The organism is Bacteroides caecigallinarum, assembly GCF_016902295.1.
Classification (GTDB): Bacteria; Bacteroidota; Bacteroidia; order Bacteroidales; family Bacteroidaceae; genus Phocaeicola; species Phocaeicola caecigallinarum_A.
Window position 1 is genome coordinate 42,689 of sequence record NZ_JACJLQ010000007.1, and the last position, 19,727, is coordinate 62,415.

The following is a 19,727-nucleotide window of genomic DNA, read 5'->3' on the forward strand; positions in this document are numbered from 1 at the left end:
GCAGATTTACAATTTATTACGCGGACAAATGAGGATATGTGGAGGGTAAAATGATGATTTACGTGTTGAAAAACAAAATCATTTTGTGAAATCTTTTGTCGTAAAATAAATCTATGTAACTTTAACCCATGATGTTTATTTGAACTTGATACATGTGTATATAACTGCTTATACAATGAAAAATATTATAGAAACCATCAGAAAGCATTATCCGGTGTCAGACCAGACAATTCAGGAACTGGAATCATATTTAACGCCTTGCTGTTTTCCGAAAAAATATCAGCTCATTAAGGAAGGTATATATTGTAAATATGCCTATTTCATAGAGAAAGGTATGTTGAGAGCATATTGGATTGTCGATGGGGAGGAATATACTACATCATTTGGTGCGGAAGGTTGTATAGTTTTCAGTATGGATGAGCTTTATTATAACAGGAAAAGTGAGGAATACGTTGAGGCGCTGGAGGATGTGGAGGCATACAGAATAAATATATGTGATCTTAAAAGGCTTATGGAAACAAACCTTGAGTTATGCAATTGGGGAAGGATAATACATCAGAATGAGTATAGAAGACTTCACAGAAGTCATAAAGAACGACTGTCTCTGCCGGCAAAAGAACGTTATGAGGAGTTCCGTAAACAGTTTCCTGAAGTTTGTAAAAGGGTTAATCTGACATATATAGCATCGTATCTGGGGATAACCCTTTCTACACTCAGCAGATTGAGAAACGAAAAACCATAATTTGATTTAGGACAAATTTTTATTGGATGATACTGTGTATATTTGCGCATATTTACAGTAGCATTTAATATTATTATCAACATGACAGGAAATATTTCATCAGCCGCATTTTCCGATTCCAAACCTCATTATGAACTCCTTGACGGACTGAGGGGAGTAGCAGCTTTGCTTGTAGTGTTTTATCATATTTTCGAGGGATTCTCTTTTGCCGGAGGAGGAACACTCATTACTACAATTAACCATGGTTATCTGGCAGTAGATTTCTTCTTCATTCTTTCTGGATTTGTTATCGGATATGCATACGATGACAGATGGAAAAAGAATATGACGCTGAAGAATTTTTTCAAGCGAAGGCTTATCCGACTTCATCCTATGATAATAATGGGAGCTGTAATCGGTTTCATAGCATTTTTCATTCAGGGAGGTGTGAAATGGGACGGGACTCATGTAGCTACATCTATGGCCATGCTGGCATTGTTGCTGACTATGTTCTTTATTCCTGCATATCCGGGAGCCGGGTATGATATTCGTGGTAATGGGGAGATGTTTCCTCTCAACGGACCAGGCTGGTCACTCTTTTTCGAATACATAGGCAATATTCTTTATGCTCTTTTCATTCATCGTCTTGGGAATAAGGCTTTGACAGTGTTGGTTGTTCTTCTCGGACTTGGACTTTCATGGTTCGCATTGTTTGATGTAGTGGGCTACGGGATGATAGGTGTAGGATGGACTCTTGACGGTCTGAACTTTTGGGGCGGTATGCTCAGGATGCTATTCCCTTTCACTCTCGGTATGCTTATTTCAAGAAATTTCCGCAGTTTCAACATAAGGGGAGCATTCTGGATTTGTACTGTTGTACTGATTGCAATTTTCTGTGTTCCATATATTGAAGGGAAATCACCTGTATGTCTTAACGGAGTGTTCGAGATGGTATGTATTGCAATTGTATTCCCTGTTCTGGTATGCATAGGTGCGTCAGGTAAGACTACCGACAAGAAATCAACAGCTATCTGTCGTTTTTTGGGTGACATATCATATCCTCTATATGCCGTTCATTATCCTGTGATGTATGTGTTCTACTCTTGGCTTATAGAGAACAAACTCTATACACTGGGGGAAACGTGGATGCTTTCGGCAATGGTTTATTTGGGCAGTATAGTATTGGCATATGCGTGTCTGAAATTTTATGATGAACCTGTAAGGAAATGGCTTGGCAATAAGTTCGTTAAATCTAAACCTACTGTATAGTTGTTTGCTTGCATTTGTTCTCAAGTTTTATTACCTTAGGTGAACAAAATATTATAGTATGGGAACTTTAGGATGCATAAACGACATGATGCGTCGTGACAAGGAGAACCGTGAGCTGAGAAACAGAAATCGCGAGCGGATGAATGATACGCGTAACCGCCTCATAGAGGTGGGGAAGGGACGTGAACTTCCTGATATGTCGGCCGACAGTATAGACCATATAAGGAAAAATACAGTGGAAAAGGAGAGGGCTGATAACGACAAGTTGTTTCGTCTGAAACTGAAGTTTGCTGTGATCGTTGGTGTGGCGCTGTTGCTATGTTATGTTGCTTATGTGTTTATAATAAAATAGGCAGCACCTGTGAAGAGAAGTGCTGCCTGTTTGCGGTTGATCTTATTGTTTATGGATGATTTTTTATTCAATAATCCATTTCTCTATACCTTTAATAGTGTTATTGAAATTGACTCCTACCTTTATGAGTTTTCTTCCGTCCGAGGCAAAAGGTAGCGCATATTGTTTGTCGTTGATTTGTTTTATGGCCTCTTCTGCTGTGCCTTCCAGTTTGAATTCCATGATGTAGATATAGTCGTTTGTCTTCACAACCATGTCTATGCGTCCGGATGATGTATGATATTCCACTTCGGTATAGAATCCAAGCAATCGGAATACTATGAAAAGTACATTCTGATAATGCAGTTCTAGCTGACGTGTCAGTTCGTAAGGAATATCTGCAAAGAAACTTTGCAGGCGGGTCATGAAACTGTTGATGTCGCCTTTTCTCACATCCTGAACAAATGATATTATCTGGAATGATGACTTTCCGGATTCGATAGAGGCATAATATGGCAATAGAAATCTTGTAAATCCGTCTTCCACTTCACGGTTTGGAAAACCGAGGTTGTATGTTCTGAATTCCTTATCATACCCTTTTATAGTGAGATAACCGCTTTGATAGAGGATAGGTACAGGGTTTGTGTACATAGAGTCTATCCCTCCGAGGGTATCGGCAAATGCTACTTCTTCAGTCAGTCTGTAGAGATTATAACTACTTCTTTTGAGCAGTTCCACCAAGAATGTAGGAGTGCCTGTCTCGAACCAGAAGCTTCCGAATTCACGGCTTTTCATTACGTTGAGTATGCTGAAAGGATTGTATATACCTTCCGGGCTGCTACTGAAATGGTAACCGTCGTACCATAGTTTTAGCTTCTGGCATGTCTCTTCGTATGTCATATCGTTTCTTTCTCCGAGGTCTTTTATTTCATCGGGGAAATAGCGCAACAATTCTTCTTCCGTTATTCCGCAGAGATTGTTGTAATCTCTAAGGATTGAAATGTCCTCTAAGTTGTTAAGATCGCTGAATACACTTACCTTACTGAACTTTGTAACTCCGGTAAGCAGTGCAAAACGCAGATACTGGTCGCTGCTTTTAAGAACTCCATAAAAAGCTTTCAGTGTGTTGCGGTACTCGTCCATGAGTTCGTCATTGCCTATAGCCTGGAGCATAGGCTTGTCGTATTCGTCGATAAGAACTACTACATTACGGCCGGTTGTAATACTTATCTTCTCTATAAGGTAAGAAAATCTTTCTTCCGGAGAGCGATCTTTTTTTTCATCGCCATACATCTGTTCCCATTTTTCAAGATGTTGGTTCAGTATTGCAGTAGGTGAAAGTTTGTCTTCGTATTTTTTTGAATTCAGATCAAGATGCAGAACCGGGTATTCTTTCCATTCAGTTTCCAACTTTTCCATGGCAAGCCCCTTGAAAAGGTCTTTCTTCCCAAGAAAATATGCCTCAATGGTCGATACAAGAAGACTTTTTCCGAAACGTCGCGGACGGCTCAGAAAATAGTATTTACCTGTCTTCACCATTCTGTATATGAGTTCTGTCTTGTCTATATACAGATATTTCCCTTCTCTGATTTCTCTGAAACTTTGTATGCCTACCGGATATAGATTGTTCATAATAGCAGTTTGCTTAACCATATTACACAGTATCACAAAAGTAATGTTTTTTTTCTGATATTGCAAAAGATGAGTCTTTGCAAACCTTTTTAAAAGCCTTTTAAACAGTGTTTAAATGCTGTTTAAACAGTGATTAAAACTGGAATGACGAAGTCACCGATTTGTTATACGGATTATAGGTGGTAGTACCACATGAACTGAGACATGCGGAAAGGCAGATTACTGCGAGGAATATAAAAAGCTTCATGTGAATTAATTAATAATTAAAAATTAATAGATAAGAGTTGTTAGTTTTTAGTTATTAGAGGCATTCTGATGGGAACTAACAACTAAGAACTAAAAATTAAAAATAATACGTCAGTGATACTACAAACGTCCTGTTCTTGGTCTCAGGTTTGTTCATATAAGCATTTTTCATACCCCAGTCATATCCTATTGCTATCTGTGTCTGACGCGCAATTTCCACTCCGGCACGGAAACCTATTCCCCAGTCGAAGCGTGGTGAGAGTCCGTCTTTGAACATATTGTTTGATGATATTCCTGTTTCCGTTTTGCCGTCTGGATATGTAGTCGTATAATTCATCTTGCCAAACATTCCGATGTTGAAGTACGGACCTGCGTTTACGAAAATGCTTAGATTGTCATTGACCTTGAATTTATAACCTAAGTGGATTGGTATGTTCAGGTAGTAAGGTGTTGTGTCCCATTCTAATTCTTTTCCGGTTCCGTTCTCGTATGCAGGTGTGGATTTCCAACCGTATGATGAAATCATCAGTCCGAAATCGGTGTACAATCCTTTCTGTGCATCCCTGAAAGCATATTCACCTTTCAGTCCGGCATGGAAACCTGATTTTGATTCGTTTGCTGTCATAGAGTTCAGGTTGTAGCCTCCGGAAAGTCCGTATCTGAATTCCTGTGCTTGTGATGTCGCAAATACTATTGCAGACATTGCGATAGTGAGTAAAAATTTCTTTTTCATAAGTCTATGTTTAAATAATTGATTATTCTTAGTTCCTTTTGTCTTTTGGGTTATCAATCCAGTCGGTTTCGTAAATATTGCATCCGCCCAAAAGACCGATACCGTTTTCTATGTTTGTGTAGTGGCTGCGAATAGGAGCAAGGCCGTATTCTCCTAATTCATTGTTGTTAATATCGTTTACTGATTTCAGATACTGGTACATTTCTTCCGAGAATCGGTAAAGACAGATTTTGAACTTGATGGTTTCTATCATTTCATCATCATTATAGCCTTCGTAATAATATGTACTGGGTTGTAATGTATAGCTTTTCCCATTAAGCATGGTGTCGTCCCACAGATATATGTCACGGTAATAAGTTTTTGAAATGTCAAAAATCTCGTCAAAGCCTACTTTATTAAATAGCAGGGGTTCTTCATCAAGTTTCAGGTCTATTCCTTCGATTTTCTCTTCATCATCAACTTCACCATAGTAATGTGTTACTGTATTCCTTACTATTCTCATTCCGTAATAGTCCTTTGTCTCTGCATTATCAGTAAATGATATGCGGAACTGTATTTCTCTGCCGTATGAACCGTTTTCTAAAACCATTTCCCACTTGTCCAATGGGAAGGCTTGTGGTATTACAGTACTTGATTTTGCCGTAGGCATATCCGGATATGATGCCTCCAAGTCTATCTTGTCGCCTTCCTTCAGTTTGCCAAGAACATAGTATGAATTAGCAGGTAGCAAGTCAGTCGCTTTGTCAGTATATTTTATCTCCTTTTCCACTCCGTTCAACTTAAATGTTATGTCCGGTTTGTCAGAAGTGTTTGTACCTTTATTGTTTACAGTTGTGCTTTGCGATACCTGTATCAGTGTAGTGTCGCTGAGGGTGTTTGGCATACAGAATACTACAGGCTTTCTTTTAGCCTCTATATCATCTATACTGAATTCGTATGTACAAGATGATAATGTAATCAGTAGTGATGCAATATATATAAATTTATGTCTCATATCAGTTTAAAATTTAAGTGTGTAGCTGAATGATGGAATAATAGGGAATACACCCTGTCCTTTTCCGGTGAATGTACCGTCCTTGTTCTGTTTTACTGTGGCATACAATGGATTCATCCTGCAATAGGCATTGTAAAGACTGACATTCCATATTCTCTCAAAGCCTCTTTTAGTGGTTTTGCGGAAGTTTATACCCAAGTCAAGTCTGTGATAGGCCGGCAGGGAAACATTGTTCGGGGATTCATAAACCATAATACTTTCGTTCTTATCCTCTGTTCCGGGTATTGCAGGTGCTTCTACCTTTTGTGTCGGTATAGTCATGCGGTTTCCGCTATGGAAATTCCACGATGCGTATGTGTCAATCCTGTCGCTGAACTTGTGGCTCAGGTTGATAGAGAATTTATGACGGTTGTCGAACTTGTCCGGGTACCATGACTGATGGAAGTTCGCGAAGAATCTCTTGCTCCACGAAAGGGTGTAGGATGCATCTATGGATGTTTTTCCGTTACTGTAGCTGATGTCAGCTTCCGCTCCGTATGCTTTCCCTTTTCCTGTCCTTACGTTCTCTTCCCAGTCATCAGCAGAAGGGTTAAGTTGGTTATCGCCATTGTATTCTATCAGATTGTTCATGGTCTTATAGAATCCTTCTATGCTTAATCTGATGTTATACGGAAGTCTGCTGTATATCCCTGCTGAGTATTGTCGCGACCTCATAGGGGTGATTTTTTCAGTAGAAGGCACCCAATAGTCTGTCGGCAGGTTCAGGTAGGTAGCCGATAGCTGATGCATGAACTGGCTCATCTCCGTATATGATACCTTGAAACTTGCATTGTTGCATATCTTGATGTTCATTGCTGCGCGTGGTTCAATAGAGTGATATTTCGTTCCTGCAATACCGAACATGGTGTAGTGTATTCCACCGTTCAGTTTCAGACGGCTGCCAAGCGAGATGTCATCTTCGGCATAGAGGGTAAATTCATTACTCTTGTACTGACTTTTTATTCTGTCTGTCAGTTCATTGTTTGTCGTATTTTCATACTTGGAATAGTAATTCTGCGGCATGAAAATGTGGCGCATATAGTTTGAACCGAAACGGATGTGGTTCCATGTGTTAGGACGATAGTCGAACTCCATCCTGTAGCCGAAATCGTTTATGGTGGAATGGTTGTTCTGAATCTTTATTATTGCACCGTCCAATCCCTCTATATATCCCAAACGTTCTTCACTCAGATAGTCGAATTTGGAGCGGTTATAGGTATATACTCCGGTAAAATTTGCAAACAGCTTGTGAGAAAAAATATATTTCCAGTTTGCTGATGCGGTGAAGTTCCCCCATTGCAGGTTGAACTTGTCTATATTGGAAAGTTCCGAAGAATAAGAATATGCCTTGTTGTTCACTTTTAGAAGATCATTACCGGAATACAGGCTGATATCCGCACGGCTCTTTTCAGAGAATATGTGAGTAACTTTCGCGTTTATATCATGGAAAGCATATCTTACGTTCTTCTTGTCTCTGCGGCTTGTATTTATTATGGCGAATGAGGGTGCGGTGAGCAAGTCCAGCCATGTGCGTCGCATCGCCACGTTGAACGAGGTGCGGTCTTTCACTATCGGCCCTTCAAACTGTATTCTGCCTTCAAGGAGTCCGAGCGTGAAACTTCCGTGATATTCTTTCATGTTTCCGTCGTTTGTACGGACATCAACTACCGATGAAAGTCGTCCACCGTAACGGGCAGGGAAGCCGCTCTTGTAGAAGTCGATGTTCTTTACAATATCTGTATTGAAAGCAGAGAACAGTCCTCCGGCATGGTTCACCTGATAGAGTGGTGTACCGTCGAGCAGGAAAAGGTTCTCGTCGTTTCCGCCGCCGTGAACATAAAGTCCGGAGATTAGCTCCGTACCGCTAGCTACTCCCGACAGACTTTGGAGTTTCTTCACTACATCAGGCGAGCTCATGAAGTTGTTTCCGCTTACGAAGTCCTTTGCCGTAAGCGAAACTTTTCCGGTCTGTGTAGTGTAGATAGGGGAGTTCAGGTCGGCTGTTACCACTACCTCATTTATGCGGTAATCCGCTTTCAGGTATATGTTCTGCGATTTGTTTCCTTTTAGCGTAATATCTTCGGTTTGTTCACCGCAGCTGATATGCGAGAAACGGATTTTATGTTTTCCTTCGTTGAGTGTAAGACTGTAGAAACCATGCTCGTTTGTCAGTGTACCGGTATTGGAGGTGATGTCCCAGACAGTGGCGTTTATCACTGTCTCGCCGTTCTCCTGATAGATATATCCACTCAATGTATATGACGACAGTCTTTTCAGTATCACGTAGTCACCGTTTATCTCCCATTTGATGCCGGTATTGCTGAATATTGTTTCAAGGCTGTTTTCAAGGCTTACCATACTTGGTTTCTTGCCCGAATACGGTATGTTCAGCTTTATAGACGAGTCGTAAACAAAGCTTACAGGGTAGATACTTTTCACCTGCTCCATCATGTCTTCTACAGTGACTCTGCCTTGTGCATTTATTGATGAAACGCATATTGTAGAAACCAGAAGGATTATTGATATAATTCTGTTCATGTTCAGTCTTTCTTAGTTATTGTGATGTCTAATGTTTTCTCTATAAGTGAGATAATCTCGTCCAAGCTGTCCGTTTTGAACTCGGCTGTAATGGTTTTGAAATGTTCGGACGCATAAAGGCTTGTTCCATAATAAAGTGATAGTTCCTTCATTACGGCATCTATAGGAGTATTCTTGTAAACGAACTTTCCTGTAGCCCATGCTGACGGGTTAGGGAAGGCGGCGTTTGTTATTTCTGGCATTTCGTTTCCGTGCTTCAGTGTTCCGCTTATATCCTTTGTGAGTATAATGCCTTTGGAACTGTTCCTGCCCTTGAACATTACCTTTCCGGATTTCACATACACGTTTGTGACAGTGTCCTGCATACGCTCGTCAATCTCAAATTCAGTTCCGAGGACTTTGACCTGTGCATACATTGCTGTGGCCATGAATGGTGACTGCTCGTTTCTGCGGACAGAGAAAAAGACTTTTCCTGACATATTTACCTCTCGTGACTTCTTTCCGTAATTATCGGAGTCGTATTTCAATGTGGAACCTTTGGAGAGTATGACAAGTGTGCTGTCCGGCAGGAAATGTCTGGTGATTCCTGCATCCGCAGTGACTGATATCATGTTGTTGTCACTTCGGCTTAACAGTGTATAGCTTACTATACATATCAGTATCGCGGCAGCTATGCCGGATGAGAATATCCATAGCCTTTGCTGATTATTCTGCTGACTGTGGCCTGTGATTTTGTTTAGTGCCTTTGTGGTATCCAGTTTCCCGTATCTGTAATATCTGAGGACAAACTGCAAGTTTTTTTCTTCTTTATCTTTCATGATTGTACTTTGTTTTTAGATAAGACGCAAAGTATTGAAAAAACTACTATGCGGAAATGAAAAAAATTATCCGAAAAAGAACATATATACTTTGCGGACACCTTCTTTGAGGTTTTTAAGAGCCTTGTTCATCTGATTTTTTACCGTGTTTACGGAGATGTTCATCCTGACGGCTATTTCCTCATACTTCATTCCGTCGCGTTTTGCAAGCAGGAACACTTCCCTGCATTTTTCCGGTAGTGAGTCTATTGCGGTCCATAGTCGCGCTTCGTCGTACGAACGTTCCTCGCATTCCTCTTCGGAGATGATGCCTTCAAGGTCGGACGGCTGGACATTGCTGTCTATCAGAGAGTCTTTCCTTACAATATCTATACAGCGGTTTCTTACCATAGAATACAGATATGATTTTATATCAGAAATCTCCATTCCTGAGTCTTTCCGTTCCCAAAGCTCGGCAAAACAGTCCTGCACTGTGTCTTCCGCATTGTCAATATCGTGGAGATAATGCAATGCGAAAAGGCATAGCGGACGGTAGTACAGACGGAAATTGTCCTTGAATGAGTTTGTAGTTATAGTCATGATGTGTTGTTTCGTATAGTTCGTATTTTATGGAAGACTATAAATATATGTTTTAGTACTATAAGGAAACAACAATTTTAACAACCTTTAGAGATACAAGACTATTATGAAAAATTAGAAATAATACATTACCAGTCCCAATATTCGATGGTTTGTAACGTCATGTGTGTTTATCACACGGCCGTTTGAAAGGTCGGTATCTCCATACCATGCCGTTGTAGGTACGTATTCCAATCCTATTTGCCAATGAGGAAGATTATACGAGAAAGCCAGATTAAATGAACATATCTGGTCTATGTCGAGCCCCATGCCATATTGCTCGGATGAAACTAAAGCCTTGTTACATCCTAATTTTTTGGTATATCCGGCATAAATATGCGCTTTCCATTTGTTTCCGTATGTGAAGTTCATCCATGATGTGGAATGCCGCATTGGAGTGTATTCCTGTTTGCCGGTGACCGGATCTATGCCGGAAATTCCGTAGCCTCCGAGCAAGGCTGTATGGTCAAGACATGACGCCAATAGCGTTTTTGCAGCGAATCGCCATTGTGGGGCTTTATATTCCAAATGCGCTTCGCAAGAGAAGGTTGTCATACGTTCGTTTACCTTGAAACGCTGTTCGTTTCCTGCTTCGTCAACAACAGTTGAATATGTGCGCGGCTTAAGTGAAATCATGTGTATTCCGGCACCGGCTGTAAAACCTTTGTTACTATAGTCCGCGCCGACGTAAAATTCCGGCAGGCAACTGTTTTTCAAGTAATTTTCGCTTGCACCTTCAGGACCTGATGACATATATTGGAGTTGCCATAAGGCAGATGCGGTGAAACTCATTTTGCCGGTGTTCCATTTTAAAGTGATTTGAGGCTCACGGTTAAACGGTTGGAAAGGGGCTCCGGTGGAGAGATTTAACACATCCGGAACAACACTGCCGAACAGAGGATGCCATGCCTGTCCTATCAGCATGTTAACGTGTTTCCAGTCTAAAGCCACATACGCCTGCCGTATTCTAATCATCGTAGTACTAAGCGAGAAACCTCCGAAATCTACTTCCACTTTGGCACTTGATTTGGCTTTGCCTATATCGGGACCTTTCATGTCAATTCCAAAGCGGGTGGTAAAAGTGTAGAAACTTCCATTGGGCGTGGCATTAATGTCGTTTCCCTGACTGTCGAAATCGTTGTTCAAAGGGTACAGATAGAAATTCCCATCTACAGGGGCCTGGTTTGCCCGTGTGTTGTAGAATAAATCCCCGCGTACGAAACCATAGAAATGATATGAAAAGTTTTTCTTTTGTGCGGTAATAGAGCACGATAAAGCCAATAAGGCGATTAAAACAAGCGTATTTTTCATAGTTGTAAAGATTACTTCGCTATTTGTTAGTAGAATTGTGGTTTATGTATCATTTTGCGAATATATAAAAGTTTTTTATTGTATTAATAAACTCAAGGATTTTTTTTGTTAGTTATTTGCATGTATATGCCTGACACTCTGTTCCTGTTATTTCAGTTTCTATGGTACAATGGTGTACTCCTGCATTATTGAATATTTTTCTCACTTCGCATTTTACTTCTTCCATCTTTCCAAGGTCTTTTATGACTATATGAATGGTAGCGGCGACATCAGTAGTGCTGATAGCCCAGATATGCAGGTGATGCCAGCTTTCTATCTGGTCGCAATTACGCAAATCTTCTATAATATGTTCTTTGTCAACTGATGAGGGAACGGCATCAAGCGTCATCAGCAGGCTCTCCTTAAGCAGATTGTAAGTAGAGAACATGATTATTATTGCCAATACTATGCCTATTACAGGGTCAATCCATACCCATTCCGTGTAGCTGATTATAATTCCCGATATGACAACACCTACAGATACGAGTGTGTCCATGAGCATGTGAAGGTATGCGCCTTTTACGTTTATGTCCTGCTTGCTTCCGCCCATCAGTAACCATGTTGTAAGTCCGTTTATCAGTATTCCTACTCCTGCGGTCCAGCTTATGGCTGTACCTGATATCGGTTGAGGATTCTTCAGTTTATAAACACTTTCGATTATGATAGCACCGACGGCAACAAGCAGTATCAGTGCATTAACAAGAGAAATAAGTATTGTGGCTTTCTTGTATCCGTACGTAAATTGAGGTGTAGATGCTGCCTTATTCATTCTGAATGCTACAAGCACAAGTACAAGACTGAATACGTCGCTCAGATTGTGTCCGGCATCAGATAATAGTCCTACAGAATTGTATAGCAGTCCTACGATGGCTTCTATACCGACAAATAAAAGATTCAGTGCTATGCAAAAAATGAAAATCTTGCTCATCGAAGCAGATATTTCATGATGGTGGTGATGATGATTGTGGTTGTGATGAGTGTCCATAACATAATTAATTTTCTTCAAAGATATGTATTTAGTTATAAAACTACCAAAGGTTAGGTAAGAAACCTGTTTCTGCCGACATTAAAATCATTATTTTTAGGTATTTCAGAAACATTTTGTTTGCACTTATTTTGCAATGTCAAATCAATAAAATGTAAGGAAATGAAAAAGACTGGAATTTTTTATGGTTCCACTACTGGAACTACAGAATCGGTAGCAGGAATGATTGCAGGTAAATTGGGCGTTTCATCGGCCGATGTACACGATGTGAGCAAGATGACTGCGGATATGGTAAATTCATACGATGTCCTTCTGCTGGGAACATCAACATGGGGCGACGGCGAGTTGCAGGACGACTGGTACGACGGTGTAAAGCTGTTGAAAGGGCTTGACCTCAGTGGCAAACTTGTCGGACTGTTCGGCTGTGGAGATTCAGAATCGTATCCGGATACGTTCTGCGATGGTATGGGAATTATCTATGAAGATTTGAAAGGCACCGGATGTGAGTTTATCAATGGAGTGTCTGATGCTGATTATACTTATTCTTCGTCTGTTGCGGTAGTTGACGGTATGTTTGTAGGTCTTGCCATTGACGAGATGAATGAGAGTGGAAAGACTGATGAAAGAGTGACTGCATGGACTGACCATATCAAGACTTTATTATAATAATATTTATATGTAAAATCTATAGCCTATGATGATGTCAAATGTAAATCCCACTGACATGAAGGTCTTCCTGAATCATGTTTATGAGTTCAAGAAAGGAGTGCGACAGATGGTTCTTTACACCATGAACAAGAAGAATCAGGAGTTTGCCGTGAACCGCCTGAAGAGACAGCGTATAAAATTCATAATACAGACTGTTGATGAAGAACGTATCAATCTGTTTTTTGGCAAGGACGAATGTATCAATGCCATACGGATGATAGTCACCCGTCCGCTGAATCAGCTTACACCTGAAGAGGATTTTATTTTGGGGGCCATGCTCGGGTATGACATCTGCGGGCAGTGCAAGCGTTATTGCGACCGCAAGATGAGAAAAAAATGTGTTTTGATAAACTAAAATCAGGCTCGTATTTGTATTTCAGTCTCAATCATACTATTTTTGCAATATGAAATACATATACAGTGTCATAGGCTTTGTTTCGGTGTTGCTGGGCTTTATAGGAATATTTCTTCCTGTATTGCCCACAACACCTTTTCTTTTGCTGGCGGCCGCATTGTTTTTCCGTAGTTCGCCGCATGCCTATAAATGGCTGACAGAGCATCCGCAGCTGGGACCTTACATAAAGAGCTTCCGCGAGGACAAATCAATCCCTTTGCGAATCAAGATTATATCCGTAGGCACACTGTGGATTACGGCTGTACACTGTATTGTTTTCATTTTTGATACTTGGTGGCTGAAATTGTTTATGGGCATACTTGCCACTTGCATCACACTTTATATTCTTTCTTTCAAAACACGCAAAAACAAATGTCAAGACTAAACAACTGACGCTATTTATGAATATGAGAAATTCCGCTTGTTTGATGCAATGATTGCCGGTAAATATTATTACATTTGTAAAAACAGGTTTTTAAACTCATAAATTGAGATATTATGACAAACAGACTTTCAAAACTATTTGCAATCTTTTTATTATTGTTTGTGCCTTCTTTAATGTTTGCACAGTCTTATTCGTATGACAAGAGAAACGGTCAGGTCTATTATGACGGTAAAGTCATTCATGGAGCCGATTCTCATTCTTTCCGTGATTTAGGTTATGGCTATGGTAAAGACAGAAATCATGTTTACAGATATGGAACAATATTAGAGTATGTGGATCCTTCCTATTTTAGGGTTGACAGAAGATTTTCTGCTGATAACCGTCCGTCGCCCGGTAAACCAGGTGGAGGATATCATTATTGTGACAGACCGGGATATTATGTATCAACCTTCGATGTTTTTTATAATGGAGAGAAGATACCTGGAGCGTCAGGCAGTAGTTTTGTAATCCTCAAAGAAGGATATGCCAAGGACGCATTCAATGTATATTGGATGGGGAAGAAAATCTCTGGGGCGTCAACTTCTTCCTTCGTCTGTCTTGGAAATGGTTATGCCAAGGATGCTTTCAATGCATATTGGGAAGGAAGCAAGATAAATGGAGCTTCAACTTCATCATTCAAAGTTACCAGAGGATTCTATGCTGAGGATGCTTTCTATGTGTATTTTAAGGGAGAGAAACTTAAATAACCAGTTAATGTTCCAATTATGGAGATATCCTTTAGTTGGTTCGTTTTATTTACACCTTGTCAAGTATTCTTTTCACTACCGGCAGGTTTAGTATCGGAATTAAAAAGAATGAAGGGGTAACAACGCACAGTAGAACTGTTATTTTTGTAAATATTCCGGGAATACATTTGTGGCGTTTTCTGAAAAGATATTTCAAGGCTACAGACACGGTCTTTTCCGGAGATTGCATTATCCCCAATTTTCGAAGTATTTTTCTCTTTTTATCAGACAGTTCATACAAAGGTGTATCTACAGCTCCAGGATAAACTGTAGTTACTCCGACTCCGAAACGTCTCATCTCGTACCATAGGGAACGGGAAAAATTTTTAAGAAATGCTTTTGTAGCTCCGTAGTGCGATATTGTAGGGAAAGGCATCCATGCAGTAGCCGATGACACTATCAGGATATAACCGTGTCGGCGTGTTGCCATATCTTCACCGAACAAACGTATCAGCTTTGCAGGTGCAGAGCAATGAAGTGAAATTATTTTTTCTAAATTGGTAAGTGGTGTTTTAAGAAATGTGGAGAATAACAACATTCCTGCATTGCTTACCAATACATCCACTTCAATGTTCCAGCCTTTTACGGTATTGTAGATTATTTCCGGAATATCTGATAAAGTAAGGTCAGCGTCTATAATTCTGACATCTGTATTCGGAAATTTAGTTCTTACTTTGTCGGCTGTTATGATATTTTCATCATGTCTGTTACTAACAATTATAACTCCATATCCTTTTTCTGCGAGTTGTAATGTGTAATGAACTCCCATACCTGATGAGGCCCCTGTTATCAAAGCATATTTCATTTTTCTATTTATGAATTTAAGTTCGTAATCATTTGTAGTCTGGCATCTTCTTTTCTCATAAAATCGGATACTGTGTCTGCTATACTCTCTGATGCGGTGGAATACCTACTCCTTCCATTATATAATTTATATGAGACTTGTAATAGTCGATATTTTATGATAATTTTGTTAGAAGTTTAGATAAATGCTTATGAAACATATTTACTGGAAAGGTCTATGGCGAAAGATTGATAAATTCATTGAAAGAATTATTGACTGTATAATTATCTTTTTCGGTTGAGAAAGATAAGATTATTATTATTCCAAAACTTCGTAGCTGCTGATTTGTATAGGCGTATCGAGATTGTGGAGTACTTTCTCAAGCATTATTCCGTCGAGGTTGTTGTATTCATAGCCGAATGTCGCACGTATTCCCTGAAGAATAAATTGTGTAGCTCTGTCGAGTGCTATCGGGAGACTGTCTCCCTGCATCAGGGCACCAGTTATGACACTTGTGAAAGTGTCTCCCGTGCCAGGATAATGTGCAGGCAGATATGGGCATGTAACTTTCCAATATCTGTTACCGTGACGGTTGTATGCAAACACAGAAGTAGTATGTGTGTTTTCAGGTACAGGTACACTTGTTGCTATTACTATGTCCGGCCCTGCATCAGAAAGTCTTTTCAGATACGATTTTATTTCCTGAACCGTTACCTCGCTTTTATATTCCACGTCCAGAAGTCTGAAAACTTCCGTCATGTTTGGTGTTATCACATCGGCATATTTTATGAGTTTCTTCATTTCTGTCACCATGTCTTCTGTGATGCCTTTATACAGATTGCCGTTGTCGCCAAGTACAGGGTCCACTACAACCATATCCTGCGGACGTCGGAACTTAGATATGAAATCTTCCACTATCTGTACCTGTTGTGGTGAGCCAAGATATCCGGTGTAGAACGTATCGAACTTCATGTCGAGTTTTTCCCAGCTTTCTATTATCCGCTTCATCTCCTCTGTCAGGTCGAGGAACGAGTAATGCGGATATTGTGTATGTGCCGATAGAACTGCCGTAGGGAGCGGGCAAACCTGTATTCCCATTGAGGAAAGTATTGGAATCACTGCCATGAGCGACACTCTTCCGGCTCCGGAAAGGTCGTGTACTGCCACGACACGTTTTACGTGGCTTTGCAGGTATGTCTTCTGCAAACCTGAACTTGCAGCCGATGTGTGCGCTGTTGCAGTTTTTTTCTTTTTCATTCCCGACTTCTGCCATGCGGCTTTGCGCGCCTGGTATTGTTCGTATTTGTTTTCTATATAATTGTCTGCCATAATCTGTTTTTACTGTTATCGTTGCAAAGTACGTCACTTTTTGGGTACGAGGCAAATATTTTGCATTATTTTATTGGTTGCATGGAAACTTCATTCTGTCAGTTTATAAACTTATTTTTGCCTTGATGTTTTCTGTAAATATAAGTTGTGTATTTATAAATATAACTTGTATATATAAAAATACAACTTGTGTTTTTATAAATATAGATTATATTTACAGATTATGAACTGTCGAAAATGTTTTTCTGTCAGCTCTTTTTCAGGTTATTGTCTTCTGCAGATGTAGATTAGCCATACGCCGGCATGTATTATTGGCATATTTCGCATATTTTCCGTATATTTGCATTAAGACATTAAATCATTATAAACTTATGGATATCCGTACAATACTGAAGAATCTGAAAATAGAAGAGTTGAACGCTATGCAGCAGGCAGCTGTAGAAGCTTATAAAGAAGGAAACGACATAGTACTGCTTTCGCCTACTGGTTCCGGCAAAACCCTGGCTTATCTTATTCCACTTGTGCAGTCACTGAAGAAGGATGCCGAGGGAGTGCAGGCTGTAGTGCTTGTTCCGTCACGCGAGTTGGCATTGCAGATAGAACAGGTCTTCAAAGGAATGGGTACTGACTTCCAGGTAATGAGTTGCTATGGCGGACGTCCTGCCATGGACGAACACCGCACAATGAAAGGTATCCGTCCGTCGGTGATTATCGGTACTCCGGGACGTATGAACGACCATCTTGGAAAAGGTAATATAGATGCATCTACAGTGCGTGTACTTGTTATTGATGAGTTCGACAAGTGTCTGGAATTCGGATTTCAGGAGGAAATGGCAGATGTGATAGGCAAGTTGCCTAATTTGCGCCGGAGGTTCCTTCTTTCCGCTACGGATGCCGAAGAAATACCGCGCTTTGCTGGAGTAAACAAGAGTGTAAGGCTGAATTTCCTGAATTCTGACGAACAGTTGTCGGACAGACTTCATCTATATAAAGTGGAGTCGCCGGTAAAGGATAAACTGGAGACATTATATAAATTGGTATGTAATTTAGGAGCGGAGCAGACACTGGTATTCTGCAATCATCGTGAGAGTGTTGACAGGGTAGGCCAGTATCTGCACTCAATGAAAGTTTATTGTGAAACATTTCATGGTGGAATGGATCAGGACGATCGCGAAAGAGCATTGTATAAGTTCAGAAACGGCAGTTGCAATATATTTATTTCTACAGACCTTGCTGCTCGCGGACTTGACATCTCGGGAATAAAGAATGTGGTCCACTATCATCTGCCAATAGCCGAAGATGGATTTATACACCGGAACGGACGTACTGCAAGATGGGATGCCGAAGGTAGTGCATATATTATTATGCATTCCGAAGAAAAAGTACCGGATTATCTTCCTGACGAGATTGATGTTTATACTCTGCCGGAGATAACACCCAAACCTTCGAAACCGGAGTTCGTCACATTATATATAGGTAAGGGTAAAAAAGACAAGATAAACAAGATAGATATAGTAGGCTTCCTCTTCAAGAAAGGTGGGCTTAATAAAGACGATGTAGGAAAAGTTGACGTTAAGGATCATTATGCTTTTGTGGCTATATCGAGGAAAAAGAGCCAACAAACGTTAAAGTTGATACAAAATGAAAAGATTAAGGGGGTGAAAACTTTGATAGAACTGGCAAAATGATAACTTTGTGTCAGTGCATATACAGAACAACGGGTCATTATCTCAATTTGCTATGGTTATTATAACGAAATACACCACAGTATGATTGTTGTGTGTCAAAATGATAGTAAAATTATGCTTCATATCATAAAATGAAAGAAAATTTCAATTGTGGATGTAATTTTATTAGATTAAAGTTTGGTTGTGTGGAAATAAATACATAAATTCGCAATCGTAAGATATTAAAATATATGTAAAACCAATTAAACAACTGCCAAATGAAAAAACATAATTTTAATGCGGGACCATCTATTTTGCCTCGCGAAGTAATAGAGAAAACAGCACAAGCTATATTGGATTTTAATGGCTCTGGACTTTCGTTGATGGAAATAAGTCATCGCGCAAAAGACTTTCAGCCGGTAGTGGACGAAGCTGTAGCTTTGTTTAAAGAGATACTAAATATCCCGGAAGGGTACTCAGTGATATTCCTTGGTGGCGGTGCAAGCCTTGAATTCTGTATGGTTCCATATAACTTCCTCGAAAAGAAAGCTGCTTATCTTAACACGGGTACTTGGGCTAAGAAAGCGCTGAAAGAAGCAAAAGCTTTTGGCGAAGCTGTGGAAGTTGCATCATCTGAAAAAGACGGATATACATATATTCCTAAGGATTATGTTATTCCTGAAGATGCGGAATATTTCCATATTACTACTAATAATACTATCTATGGAACAGAATTGCATTCGGACCCTGAAGTGAATGTTCCTTTGATTGCGGATATGTCTTCTGATATTTTCTCACGTCCTGTTGACGTTTCAAAATATATCTGTATCTATGGTGGCGCACAGAAGAATCTGGCTCCTGCGGGTGTTACTTTCGTAATTGTGAAAGATGAAGCGCTTGGCAAGGTTACACGTCATATCCCAACCATGCTTGATTATAAGACACACGTTGACAAGGGTTCTATGTTCAATACTCCTCCTGTAGTGCCTATTTATGCAGCATTGCAGACTTTGAAATGGATCAAAGCACAGGGTGGTGTGGAAGAAATGCAGCGCAGAGCTAAGGAACGTGCTGATTTGCTTTATGCTGAAATTGACCGCAACAAACTGTTCCGCGGTACAGTGACAGTGAAAGAAGACCGCTCACTGATGAACATCTGCTTCGTAATGGCCGATGAATATAAGGACTTGGAAGCTGACTTCCTGAAGTTCGCTACAGACCGTGGTATGGTAGGTATCAAAGGTCACCGTTCAGTAGGCGGATTCCGTGCTTCATGCTATAATGCTATGCCATTGGAAAGCGTTAAGGCTCTTATCGAGTGCATGCAGGAATTTGAAAAATTGCATTAATCCGTATTAATTATCAAATAGGGACGTGACGGAGACTTCTCTTTTCACGTCC

Annotated in this window: 19 protein-coding genes; 9 read left to right on the plus strand and 10 right to left on the minus strand. The window is 40.2% G+C overall.

All coding sequences use genetic code 11. From position 1 onward, the window contains the following. The first annotated feature begins 175 nt into the window (after positions 1 to 175). From H6A27_RS03540 to H6A27_RS03550, 3 genes are all read left to right on the plus strand, one after another. Positions 176 to 742: a Crp/Fnr family transcriptional regulator gene (locus H6A27_RS03540; protein WP_204507704.1), complete on the plus strand. Its 567-nt coding sequence runs from the start codon at positions 176 to 178 to the stop codon at positions 740 to 742. Positions 743 to 823: 81 nt separating this feature from the next. Beyond that, positions 824 to 1,990: an acyltransferase family protein gene (locus H6A27_RS03545; protein ID WP_204507705.1), complete on the plus strand. Its 1,167-nt coding sequence runs from the start codon at positions 824 to 826 to the stop codon at positions 1,988 to 1,990. Positions 1,991 to 2,048: 58 nt separating this feature from the next. Continuing rightward, complete coding sequence (locus H6A27_RS03550; protein ID WP_204507706.1) at positions 2,049 to 2,342, plus strand: hypothetical protein; 294 nt, start codon at positions 2,049 to 2,051, stop codon at positions 2,340 to 2,342. Between the two features lie 63 nt (positions 2,343 to 2,405). Here H6A27_RS03550 and H6A27_RS03555 read toward each other — a convergent pair whose 3' ends face one another. The 8 genes from H6A27_RS03555 to H6A27_RS03590 form a co-directional block, all read right to left on the minus strand. Beyond that, the gene (locus H6A27_RS03555) at positions 2,406 to 3,953 is read right to left on the minus strand and encodes an ATP-binding protein (protein ID WP_204507707.1); all 1,548 of its coding nucleotides are present in this window, start codon (positions 3,951 to 3,953) and stop codon (positions 2,406 to 2,408) included. 343 nt (positions 3,954 to 4,296) lie between these two features. Beyond that, positions 4,297 to 4,932: a porin family protein gene (locus tag H6A27_RS03560; protein WP_204507708.1), complete on the minus strand. Its 636-nt coding sequence runs from the start codon at positions 4,930 to 4,932 to the stop codon at positions 4,297 to 4,299. Positions 4,933 to 4,960: 28 nt separating this feature from the next. After that, positions 4,961 to 5,926 carry a DUF4249 domain-containing protein gene (locus H6A27_RS03565; protein WP_204402338.1) on the minus strand — a complete coding sequence of 322 codons (966 nt, stop codon included), beginning with the start codon at positions 5,924 to 5,926 and terminating at the stop codon, positions 4,961 to 4,963. Positions 5,927 to 5,932: 6 nt separating this feature from the next. Continuing rightward, positions 5,933 to 8,503, minus strand: coding sequence for a carboxypeptidase-like regulatory domain-containing protein (locus H6A27_RS03570; RefSeq protein WP_204507709.1), 2,571 nt, complete (start codon positions 8,501 to 8,503; stop codon positions 5,933 to 5,935). A gap of 2 nt (positions 8,504 to 8,505) precedes the next feature. After that, positions 8,506 to 9,321 carry a FecR family protein gene (locus tag H6A27_RS03575; RefSeq protein WP_204507710.1) on the minus strand — a complete coding sequence of 272 codons (816 nt, stop codon included), beginning with the start codon at positions 9,319 to 9,321 and terminating at the stop codon, positions 8,506 to 8,508. A 66-nt stretch (positions 9,322 to 9,387) separates the two neighbouring features. Next, on the minus strand, positions 9,388 to 9,900 hold the full coding sequence (locus H6A27_RS03580; RefSeq protein ID WP_204507711.1) for an RNA polymerase sigma-70 factor: 513 nt from the start codon (positions 9,898 to 9,900) through the stop codon (positions 9,388 to 9,390). Positions 9,901 to 10,014: 114 nt separating this feature from the next. After that, positions 10,015 to 11,250, minus strand: a complete 1,236-nt coding sequence (locus H6A27_RS03585; protein ID WP_204507712.1) for a glycosyltransferase family protein — start codon at positions 11,248 to 11,250, stop codon at positions 10,015 to 10,017. Positions 11,251 to 11,362: 112 nt separating this feature from the next. Next, positions 11,363 to 12,274: a cation diffusion facilitator family transporter gene (locus H6A27_RS03590; RefSeq protein ID WP_204507748.1), complete on the minus strand. Its 912-nt coding sequence runs from the start codon at positions 12,272 to 12,274 to the stop codon at positions 11,363 to 11,365. Positions 12,275 to 12,436: 162 nt separating this feature from the next. Here H6A27_RS03590 and fldA point away from each other — a divergent pair, with 162 nt between their 5' ends. From fldA to H6A27_RS03610, 4 genes are all read left to right on the plus strand, one after another. After that, positions 12,437 to 12,940: a flavodoxin FldA gene (fldA, locus tag H6A27_RS03595; protein WP_204507713.1), complete on the plus strand. Its 504-nt coding sequence runs from the start codon at positions 12,437 to 12,439 to the stop codon at positions 12,938 to 12,940. A 28-nt stretch (positions 12,941 to 12,968) separates the two neighbouring features. Next, positions 12,969 to 13,337 carry a DUF2023 family protein gene (locus tag H6A27_RS03600; RefSeq protein WP_204507714.1) on the plus strand — a complete coding sequence of 123 codons (369 nt, stop codon included), beginning with the start codon at positions 12,969 to 12,971 and terminating at the stop codon, positions 13,335 to 13,337. A 49-nt stretch (positions 13,338 to 13,386) separates the two neighbouring features. Continuing rightward, on the plus strand, positions 13,387 to 13,761 hold the full coding sequence (locus H6A27_RS03605; RefSeq protein WP_204507715.1) for a YbaN family protein: 375 nt from the start codon (positions 13,387 to 13,389) through the stop codon (positions 13,759 to 13,761). Between the two features lie 113 nt (positions 13,762 to 13,874). Continuing rightward, positions 13,875 to 14,507 (plus strand): DKNYY domain-containing protein, encoded by a 633-nt coding sequence (locus H6A27_RS03610; RefSeq protein ID WP_204507716.1) that lies wholly within the window; start codon positions 13,875 to 13,877, stop codon positions 14,505 to 14,507. Between the two features lie 49 nt (positions 14,508 to 14,556). On the opposite strand, the gene H6A27_RS03615 is transcribed toward H6A27_RS03610, so the two are convergent. Then, positions 14,557 to 15,351 carry an SDR family NAD(P)-dependent oxidoreductase gene (locus H6A27_RS03615; RefSeq protein ID WP_204507717.1) on the minus strand — a complete coding sequence of 265 codons (795 nt, stop codon included), beginning with the start codon at positions 15,349 to 15,351 and terminating at the stop codon, positions 14,557 to 14,559. Positions 15,352 to 15,648: 297 nt separating this feature from the next. Beyond that, entirely contained in the window at positions 15,649 to 16,659 is a 1,011-nt protein-coding gene (locus H6A27_RS03620) for a pyridoxamine kinase (protein ID WP_204402315.1), read from the minus strand. Positions 16,660 to 17,030: 371 nt separating this feature from the next. On the opposite strand from H6A27_RS03620, the gene H6A27_RS03625 reads away from it, so the two are divergent. After that, positions 17,031 to 18,347, plus strand: a complete 1,317-nt coding sequence (locus tag H6A27_RS03625) for a DEAD/DEAH box helicase (protein WP_204507718.1) — start codon at positions 17,031 to 17,033, stop codon at positions 18,345 to 18,347. Positions 18,348 to 18,604: 257 nt separating this feature from the next. Further along, positions 18,605 to 19,675, plus strand: a complete 1,071-nt coding sequence (gene serC / locus H6A27_RS03630) for a 3-phosphoserine/phosphohydroxythreonine transaminase (protein WP_204507719.1) — start codon at positions 18,605 to 18,607, stop codon at positions 19,673 to 19,675. The last annotated feature ends 52 nt before the right edge of the window (positions 19,676 to 19,727 follow it).